Here is an 8,467-nt window from a genome sequence, read left to right as displayed (position 1 = left end):
AAACTGGCCGACATCCTCACCGATACCGGCCTGACCGAGATCGAGGTGGAGCATTCGGGCCTGCTGCACGTACTGCGCGGGCGCGGCGGTCAGGGTGCGGGCGACGCGGATCTTCAGGCCCGAATGCTCCACCTCGATCTCGGTCAGGCCGGTATCGGTGAGGATGTCGGCCAGTTTGCGCACTAGACGCGCGTCGATCGGATCGGCGGGAGCCTTCGGAGTGCTAGCCATGGAAAAGACCCTTATTCTTTTGGCTTGAGGAAGTTACGCGGATTGACCCGCGGCGGCTTCGATCGCCAGGACATAACTTTGCGCGCCGAAACCGGACACCAGTCCGGTGGCCGCCAACGAGACGTAGGTTTCCCGGCGGAACGCCTCGCGGGCCGCCGGGTTTGAGAGGTGGCACTCGACGATGGGGATATCGAGCATCTTCAAGGCGTCCAGCAGGGCGATGGAGGTGTGCCCATAGGCCGCCGGGTTGATGACCAGGGCTGAGGCCTGGGTGCGCGCTTCCTGCACCCAGTCGATCAGCTGGCCTTCGTGATTGGATTGATGGAACACGACGGTTCGCCCCAGGGCGGCGGCGCGTTGCTCACAGAGCTTGCGCACATCGTCCAGCGTGGCTTTTCCGTAAATCTCAGGTTCGCGGACGCCCAGGAGGTTGAGGTTCGGCCCGCTCAGCACATAGATCGGTTTCGACATTCGGCTCCGCCGTCGATTCCGCCGTCTTGTAACGGTCGGCGGCGGGGGTCACAAGCACTGGGAATGAACGACGTGTTGGACGAGGCGGTCATGACCCTGACCATCAATGGCGAGACGCGGTCCTTTTCGGGCCTTACGGACCTGGCCGCCCTGGTGCTGAGCCTGGGCCTGGACCCCCGCAAGGTGGCCGTGGAGCGCAATCTCGAGATCGTGCCGCGCTCGGCCTATGGCGCCACGGCGCTCTCCGACGGCGACCGGATCGAGATCGTCCATTTCATCGGAGGCGGCTGACATGGACGGAACGACTCACACTCAAGACGACACCTGGACCGTCGCTGGCCGCACCTTCACCTCACGGCTGATCGTCGGCACCGGCAAGTACAAGGACTATGCGGAGAACGCCGCCGCCGCCGAGGCCGCGGGGGCGGAGATCGTCACCGTGGCCCTGCGCCGGGTGAACCTGTCGGACCCCAGCCAGCAGATGCTGGTGGACTATGTGAAACCTGACCGCTTCACCTACCTCCCCAATACCGCCGGCTGCTTTACCGGCGAGGAGGCGGTGCGCACCCTGCGCCTGGCCCGCGAGGCCGGCGGCTGGGACCTGGTGAAGCTGGAGGTGCTGTCGGACCCCAAGCTGCTCTATCCCGACATGGAAGAGACCCTGCGGGCGCTGAAGATGCTGATCAGTGAGGGCTTCCAGGTCATGGTCTATTGCACCGACGACCCGGTCTTCGCCCGCAAGCTGGAAGAGGCCGGCGCCTGCGCCATCATGCCGCTGGCCGCCCCCATCGGTTCCGGCATGGGCATCCTCAACAAGGTCAACATCGGCTTGATCATCGAACAGGCCAAGGTTCCGGTCCTGGTGGACGCCGGCCTCGGCACCGCCTCGGACGCCGCCATCGCCATGGAGATGGGCTGCGACGCCGTCCTGATGAACACCGCCATCTCCGACGCCCGCGATCCCGTCCTGATGGCCAGCGCCATGAAGCACGCGGTCATCGCCGGGCGGCAGGCCTTCCTGGCGGGGCGGATGCCGCGGCGGGTCTATGGCGATCCGTCGTCGCCGCAGTCGGGGTTGATCTGATCTAGCAATGGTAGACAGCGCCGCAGACGGGTTGTTGTTTGAAATCTGGCGGAATCCACAGGACGGGACCCAGCAAATGAGCTTGGTCAGTCAAGCCGCTGATGACCTTCGCAGGAAGATTGCGCCGAACTCATTGTGTCTCCACAGGTTCACAGCCCAATCGGATTTCGAAGCCTTTCAGAGGAACCACGACTGGAATGGTTGGGGCGCCTGGAAACCTGATCCCCAGCTGACCGAACGGACCTTCACCCCGGACGAGGTCGCCCAACAACAGGCCTATCTGCGCAAACGGCAAGCGATCTAGCCTTCCCTAGCGCCAAGGGGCTCAAGCTCACCCCAACAACAAGGGAGGAGCCGCCATGGGACAGGCCAAGGGACGCAAGTCGATCTTCATCACCGGGGCCGCCTCGGGCATGGGCCGGGAGACCGCGCGGCTGTTTTCCGAGAAGGGCTGGTTCGTCGGCGGCTATGACGTCAACGCCGAGGGTCTGAAGGCCCTGGAGGCCGAGCTGGGCCCCGACAACTGCGTCGTCCGCACCCTGGACGTCACCGACCGCGCCGACTTCCAGGCCGCCTTCGCCGAGTTCGGGGCGGCGACGGGCGGCAAGCTTGATCTGCTCTACAACAATGCCGGGATCGGCCGGGGCGGGCCCTTCGCCGACCAGCCCTTCGAGGACGTCCTGGCCGTGGTCCAGGTCAACTTCGTCGGCGTGCTGATCGGCATCCACGAGGGGATCGGCCTGCTGAAGGCCACGCCCAACTCGCTGTGCTTCACGACGTCGTCGTCCTCCGCCACCTTCGGCATGGCCGGGATCGCGGTCTATTCGGCCACCAAGCACGCGGTGAAGGGGCTGAGCGAGGCGCTGTCGGTGGAGTTCAAGGCCTATGGCGTCCGGGTCGCCGACGTCCTGCCCGGCCTGATCGACACCCCGATCCTGCCGCCGGGCGCGGCGGCCAATGCGCCGAAGGAGGGCCTGTTCCGCGCCATCCCGCCCCTGGACGTGGCCCAGGTCGTCTGGGAGGCCTACCACTCCGACAAGCTGCACTGGTATGTGCCACCGGAACTGGTGGAGCTGGACAAGGCCGCGACGATGGCCCCCGAGGCCACCCGCGATCAGATGGCGGCAGGGTCCATGTTCTCGATGCAGCCGAAAGCTGACTAGGCGGACGCCAGACGTTCGATGTCGAGCTGCGGCGACAGCCCCAGCGTGGTCATCATCTCGTGGCGCTCAGGTCCCAGCTTGGGTGGGTAGGCCGCCGCATTGGCCTTCTTCCCTCGCGCCCAATAGGCCAGCACCCGCAGGATGTTGGCCGGCCGCTTCAGCCAGGCCGAGGGGTGCTCCAGCATATGGAATCCCCGCAGGGCGGCCCGCAGCAGGTCGACATTGGAACGGACGGCGATCGCCACCCCGTCCTCAAGGAAGCTTTTGGTCAGCCGCGCCTTGAAGCTCGGCTTGTAGTCGGGCGTCAGGGTGTTGCGGGCCAGGCGGATCGCCAGCCGGTCCTGGTCCAGCATGTTGAGATAATAGGGCTTCAGGCCCTCGGTGATCCGTCCCTGATAAGCCACGGCCCGGGCGGCGGGATCGGCGCTCTGGGTCAGGGAATCGCGCAGGGCGTAGGCGCTGACGGCGGCGAAGGAACAGCCCCGGCCATACAGCGGATTGGTCCGCACCAGGCTGTCGCCCAGGGGGAAATAACCCAGCACGGTCGCCGCGCCCTCCGGCGTCATATCGCGCCAGCGGCTGTGCAGGTCTCCCATGCCGAACACCCGGCTGACCCCTTGGGCGCGGGCGGGATCGATCCAGGGGACCAGGCCCGGAATCTGCGCGCAGATGCCGTTGAAGGTCTCAGGGCTGACGATGGCCTTGCGCATCTCCAGCTCGATCTCCGGCACGCACATGGTGATGGAGAACCAGCCGTTGTCGGCGGGGAAGACGCCGTATTTCAGAAAGCCAAGGTCGCCGGTGCCCGGCGCCTTGGTGCGCGGTGGTTCAGCCATGCCGGGGTTCAGGCGATAGTGGCGGGTGAAATAGAGGATGCCGGCGGTCTCCGATTCCTCGGTGATCGGCGCCCCGGCCTCGCGAAGCTGATCGATGGAGCCGGTGGTGCGGCCCGCGGCGTCCACCACCAGATCACCCAGGATGTCGTCGCCGTTCTCGATGGTGACCCCGGTGACCCGGAGCGGCGCGCCCGGCTCGATCTTCAGGCCGGTGACGAAGACCTCCGAGCGAATCTCCACATTGGCCAGGCGCTCCACATAGCGGCGGATCACCAGCTCAAGGGTGGTGCGGCGGCTGGTGAGGACAACGAAGTCGCGATCCTCTGGCTGGGGCCGATAGCCCTTCTTCAGCTCTTCGCTGAGCATCTCGTTGAAGCCCAGGTCGCGGGCCCCGGCCGCCAGCAGGTCGGCCAGGAGGCTGGGGTGCTCATCGCGCAGGATCAGTCTCAGGCGGGCGAGGAAGGCGTGGCTGTGGCGCAGGTGGCCCACCCCGCGGCGGGCCCAGTCGGCGAAGGCTTCGTCGGCGTCGCCCGCGGGCGGCGACGGGTCGCGTTCGAGAAGGATGAGCTCTCGTTCAGGCGAGGCCAAGGCGAGCGCGCTGCAGAGCCCGCCTATTCCAGCCCCGATCACGAGTACGCGTTCGGTCATGTCGCCTCCCGGCCGTTTTTTCTTTTAGTCGTGACACAGGCGCCGGGGGGGAAGGAAAGGGGGGACTTTACACCGAAGGTTGTCAAGGCTATCGCCCGGGTCATGCTGCATCGCGCCGCCCAGACCATGATTTCCACCATCGCTCCCTCGCGGGGCGTTGGTAGGTCTGCGCGCGTCTAGCAGCCCCTCCCAACAGCCCCGCCGGAGACGGACGGGGCCTTGAGAGGATCGCCCTGTCTTCCGGATCACGCAGACAGGACACCCGATGCCCCACGACGATCTCAATCCAAACGCCTTCTACGGCGGCGGCCTCGCCGTCGAGAGTTACGACCTGTTCGCTGCCCAGAACACCCAGGTGGCCGGAGACATCGACTTCTACCTGGAACTCGCCCGCGACCGGGGCGGCAAGGTTCTGGAGCTTGCCTGCGGCACGGGTCGCATCCTGACCCCTTTGGTGGAGGCGGGGTTTGAGGTCACTGGCGTGGACATCTCGCGCGCCATGCTCGACCTCGCCGACAGGAAGCTGCAGGCCCTGCGCCCCTCGGCGTGGGGGCGGGCGCGGCTGGTCTGTGCAGCCATGCAGGACTTCGAGACGCGGGACCGGTTCGATCTGGTGCTGATCCCGGCGCGATCCTTCCAGCACGTCACCGATCCGGCTGACCAACGGAGGACCCTGGAGCGGGTCTGGCGCTGCCTGAACCCTGGCGGGATGCTGGTCATCGACATGTTCGACGCTCGGCTGGACATGTGTGTCGGGGAACCGCCGCTCCTGCCGGCGCGCGAAGCGACCGATCCGGTGACCGGCCGCCATTTCCGCCGCACCTGCCTTGGTCGCCACACCAACCCCTTCGCGCAGACGACGGGCGAGCGGATGCGGGTCGAGGAACTGGACGCCGAGGGCCTGGTTCTGGGCAGTCACGAGACGTCGTGGACCCTGCGCTGGTCCACGCGCCAGGAGATGGCCTATCTGCTGGAGCTCACCGGATTCGAGGCGCTCAGCGTCTATTCGGACTTCCAGCGCTCCCCCGCCGCCTATGGTGGCGAGCAGCTCTGGGTGGCCCGGGCGGTCTAGTCGCCGGCCTTGGCCGCGGCGATGGCGGCGTGCAGGGCGGCCATGTCGGCGCCAGGCACCAGTCGGTCGCCGACGACGAAGGCCGGCGTGCCCTCGATACCCAGGGCCTGAGCCAGTTCACGGGTGTCTGAGATGTGTTTCTGGACGGCGGCGGAATCGCCCGCGGCCCGGGCCTGGGCCGGATTGATGCCGGCGGCGGCGAGGTGGCGGTCAATCGCCGCCTCGTCCAAAGCCTTTTCGGCCATGAAGCTCTGGTGGAGGGCCAAGCCCTTGGCCTTGCCGGCCGGGGACAGAGCCACCTTTGCGGCGAGGTTCGACTCGCCGCCGAAGATCGGGAACTCCTTGAACACGAACCGGACGTCGGGATTGTCCTGGATGATCTTGAGGATCTCCGGCGCTGAGGTTTTGCAGTAGCCGCAGCGGTAGTCGAAGAACTCCACCACCGTGATCTTGCCGTTCGGATTGGCCACGAAGTCGCGGGGATCCTGCTCAAGGGCCTTGCGGTGTTTCACCAGGCCCGCCTTGGCGAGGTTGGCGGCTTCGGCGACCTTGTTTTCCTGCAGCTTCTGCACAGCCTCCTCGATCACCTCCGGGTGTTCCAGCAGGTAGGCGCGCACCTTCTGGCCGAAGGCGGCGTCAGCGGTCTTCTGGCAGCCGGAGAGGGCGAGGACGGCGGCGAGCGCCAGGACGGCGCGGAACGGGGTTTTCATGCGGTCTGCTTGGCTAGGAGCGAGAAGGGTCAGTTGAGCGAGCCGCGGCGGATCGAGCCTTCCTTGGCGAGATCCTGCAGGTCGTCCTTGCTGGGAGATGACGCCAGCACGATGTCGGTGGCGCGACGCCATTCGGGGGTGGACTTGTCCAGTTTCTCCCGCGCGCGCATGGCGAAGACCCGAGCCTGCTGTCGGTTTCCGATCTGGAAATTGTACTCGGCGGTGGCGTAGCGGGCCAGGCCATCCTGTTCCTTGTGGTCGTAGGCCTGGGCCAGCAGACGCCAGGCCTCGGCGTTCTCGTCGTCGATGGCCAGGGACCGCTTCAGTTCGCCGATTCCCTCGTCGACCTTCTTTTCATCGGAGAGCGCGATCAGGGTCTGGCCCAGGTTGATGCGCAGCAGCGGCGCCTCGGGTTTCAATTCGACGGATTTGCGTTGCGGCGCCTCAGCCTCGTCGGCGCGGCCGAACTCGAACAGAATCTGGCCCTTGAGCTCATAGAGGTAGGGATTGGCGGGCTGCTCGGCCAGAAGGCCGTCGATAATCTTCAGCGCCTTGTCCGGCTCCTTGAGCTGGTAGTAGGCGATCGCCCGGCCATAGCGGGTGGTGTAGGACTGATCCTTCTCGTCCAGGCGTCCCATGACCAACTGGGGATTGATGAAGGCGTCCAGCTTCATCTTCATGATGGCGTGTTCGGACATCGCCTCCGCGCTGTCCTTCTGGTCATAGTTGCGCAACACCTGGGCCCGGTTGCGCAGGGCCTCGATCCGGTCGGACGACAGGGGGTGGCTGCGGAAATAGGCGAAACGACGCGCTTCCTGGAAGACCTCCTGGTAGCGGAAGTTGTCGAAGAACTCGACGAGGCCGCGACCCGACAGGCCAGCCGTCTCCAGGTAGGTCAGGCCCGCCTGGTCGGCGCGGGACTCCTGCTCGCGGCTGTAGCCCATGGCCCCGAGGGCGCCGAAATAGTTGGCGCTGCCGACCAGGCCTGCGGCCGCCTCGGCCGAGCCGGCCAGCGCCGCGAGAACGCCCAGACCCATGGTCAGCAGGAAGGGCTTCATGCCCGCGGCGTTCATGTCGCCGGAGCGGGCGGAGTGGCCGCCGGCCAGGTGACCGATTTCGTGGGCCATGACCCCCTGAAGCTGGTTGGGGTTCTCGGTCTCCAGGATCAGGCCGGTATAGACGGCCATCTGGCCCGGACCGGCGGAGGCCTGCAGGTCCTTCGAGCCGATCAGCAGGATGTGGATGGATTTCGAATCGACGCCGGCCGCTTCGAACAAGGGCACGGAGTCCTTGCGCAGGGTCTCCTCGATCTCGGTGTCCCGGATCAGGGAGGCGCCTTCTTGGGCCCGCGCCGGCGCGGCCTGGGCCACCAGGCTCAGCGCCACGCTCGCCGTCAGGGCCAGGCGGGAAAGCGAACGGGCAGGGGACGCCATCGTCGAAACTCCAAGCGCCCCCCAGCCCTTCATAGGATCAGCCTAACCCGTCAGCCCCGACGCCACCAGCCTTTGCGAGGCGCGGCGGGAGGTGTCGAGATTTCCGCCGGATCGGCGGCAGGCGCCTTGGCCTTGGACGCGCGGGCCGGCTTCGCAGCCGGCGCCTCGACGACCGGTTCGGCCACGGCTTCCACCGGCGGCGGTTCGGCGGGCGCTTCGACCACCGGGGCCTCGGCGGCGACAGCCTCGGCCTTCGGCTTGCGGGCCCGACTGCGTTTGGCGGGGGCGGCGGGCGCCTCGGCTTCGGCGGCAGGTTCCGGCAGCGGCGCGGCGGTTTCCTCGATCACCGCGACGGGATCGGGGGTTTCCTCGGCGGCGGCCGGCGCTTCGGCCACATCGGCCTCGTCGCTGCGGCCACGACCGCGGCCCCGGCGGGTCCGGGTCTTCTTGGGTTTCTCGTCCAGGGCAGGCAGTTCGACCCAGACGTCGTCGCCACCCTCGGTGGCCGGCGCAATCATCGGAGAGTTGTCCTGAGCGACTTCAGCCGCGGCGTCGACCGGATCGACCTCGCCGTCATTGGCCGCGACCGGGGTGCGGAAGTCTTCCGCCGGGTCGTGCCAGACGAAGGGGTCATCGCCGTAGGGCACCCAGGGACGGGTCCACGAGAAGGCGTCCTGCGGACGGCTGTCGTCGCGCATGCGGCGGCCGCCTCTGCGTCCACGGCGGCGGCGGCGGCCACCTTGGCCGTCATCCTCGTAGTCACCCTTGGCGTCCGCAGGCGCACGCGGTTCGCTGGGTGCGGCGGCGGCGGAGCCCTCG

At 67.2% G+C, this 8,467-nt stretch carries 8 protein-coding genes and 2 pseudogenes; 4 read left to right on the top strand and 6 right to left on the bottom strand.

Features of this window, described 5'->3' with window-relative positions; genetic code table 11:
• Positions 1–231 (bottom strand): annotated as a pseudogene (locus AAC997_RS17065) (hypothetical protein); the annotation flags it as partial.
• Between the two features lie 33 nt (positions 232–264).
• The gene (gene aroQ, locus AAC997_RS17060) at positions 265–702 is read right to left on the bottom strand and encodes a type II 3-dehydroquinate dehydratase (RefSeq protein ID WP_304774424.1); all 438 of its coding nucleotides are present in this window, start codon (positions 700–702) and stop codon (positions 265–267) included.
• Between the two features lie 90 nt (positions 703–792).
• Between aroQ and thiS the strand changes: the two genes are divergently transcribed.
• The 3 genes from thiS (at position 793) to AAC997_RS17045 (ending at position 2,949) form a co-directional block, all read left to right on the top strand.
• Positions 793–993, top strand: coding sequence for a sulfur carrier protein ThiS (thiS, locus tag AAC997_RS17055; protein ID WP_340646900.1), 201 nt, complete (start codon positions 793–795; stop codon positions 991–993).
• A gap of 1 nt (position 994) precedes the next feature.
• On the top strand, positions 995–1,786 hold the full coding sequence (locus tag AAC997_RS17050; protein ID WP_340646899.1) for a thiazole synthase: 792 nt from the start codon (positions 995–997) through the stop codon (positions 1,784–1,786).
• A gap of 359 nt (positions 1,787–2,145) precedes the next feature.
• Positions 2,146–2,949, top strand: coding sequence for an SDR family oxidoreductase (locus AAC997_RS17045; RefSeq protein ID WP_340646898.1), 804 nt, complete (start codon positions 2,146–2,148; stop codon positions 2,947–2,949).
• Here AAC997_RS17045 and AAC997_RS17040 read toward each other — a convergent pair.
• Positions 2,946–4,433 (bottom strand): FAD-dependent oxidoreductase, encoded by a 1,488-nt coding sequence (locus AAC997_RS17040; RefSeq protein ID WP_340646897.1) that lies wholly within the window; start codon positions 4,431–4,433, stop codon positions 2,946–2,948. The genes AAC997_RS17045 and AAC997_RS17040 overlap by 4 nt on opposite strands.
• Before the next feature lie 265 nt (positions 4,434–4,698).
• Between AAC997_RS17040 and AAC997_RS17035 the strand changes: the two genes are divergently transcribed.
• A complete protein-coding gene (locus AAC997_RS17035) occupies positions 4,699–5,505 on the top strand; it encodes a class I SAM-dependent methyltransferase (protein ID WP_340646896.1) in 807 nt (268 codons plus the stop codon).
• Here the strand turns inward: AAC997_RS17035 and AAC997_RS17030 are convergent.
• The 3 genes and pseudogenes from AAC997_RS17030 to AAC997_RS17020 form a co-directional block, all read right to left on the bottom strand.
• A complete protein-coding gene (locus AAC997_RS17030) occupies positions 5,502–6,215 on the bottom strand; it encodes a DsbA family protein (RefSeq protein WP_340646895.1) in 714 nt (237 codons plus the stop codon). The two genes, AAC997_RS17035 and AAC997_RS17030, sit on opposite strands and share 4 nt — an antisense overlap.
• Before the next feature lie 29 nt (positions 6,216–6,244).
• A complete protein-coding gene (locus tag AAC997_RS17025) occupies positions 6,245–7,648 on the bottom strand; it encodes a M48 family metalloprotease (protein ID WP_340646894.1) in 1,404 nt (467 codons plus the stop codon).
• A 50-nt stretch (positions 7,649–7,698) separates the two neighbouring features.
• Positions 7,699–8,467, bottom strand: a pseudogene (locus AAC997_RS17020) (hypothetical protein); the annotation flags it as partial.

It is taken from the genome of Phenylobacterium sp., assembly GCF_037968635.1.
Classification (GTDB): domain Bacteria; phylum Pseudomonadota; class Alphaproteobacteria; order Caulobacterales; family Caulobacteraceae; genus Phenylobacterium.
Note: the sequence above shows the minus strand (reverse complement) of the source record. Positions and strands in the feature narration are given on the sequence as shown.

Coding starts and splice junctions, on each gene's coding strand:
- AAC997_RS17050 (WP_340646899.1), top strand. CDS start 995: ATGGACGGAACGACTCACACTCAAGACGACACCTGGACCGTCGCTGGC.
- AAC997_RS17030 (WP_340646895.1), bottom strand. CDS start 6,215: ATGAAAACCCCGTTCCGCGCCGTCCTGGCGCTCGCCGCCGTCCTCGCC.
- aroQ (WP_304774424.1), bottom strand. CDS start 702: ATGTCGAAACCGATCTATGTGCTGAGCGGGCCGAACCTCAACCTCCTG.
- AAC997_RS17035 (WP_340646896.1), top strand. CDS start 4,699: ATGCCCCACGACGATCTCAATCCAAACGCCTTCTACGGCGGCGGCCTC.
- AAC997_RS17040 (WP_340646897.1), bottom strand. CDS start 4,433: ATGACCGAACGCGTACTCGTGATCGGGGCTGGAATAGGCGGGCTCTGC.
- AAC997_RS17025 (WP_340646894.1), bottom strand. CDS start 7,648: ATGGCGTCCCCTGCCCGTTCGCTTTCCCGCCTGGCCCTGACGGCGAGC.
- thiS (WP_340646900.1), top strand. CDS start 793: ATGACCCTGACCATCAATGGCGAGACGCGGTCCTTTTCGGGCCTTACG.
- AAC997_RS17045 (WP_340646898.1), top strand. CDS start 2,146: ATGGGACAGGCCAAGGGACGCAAGTCGATCTTCATCACCGGGGCCGCC.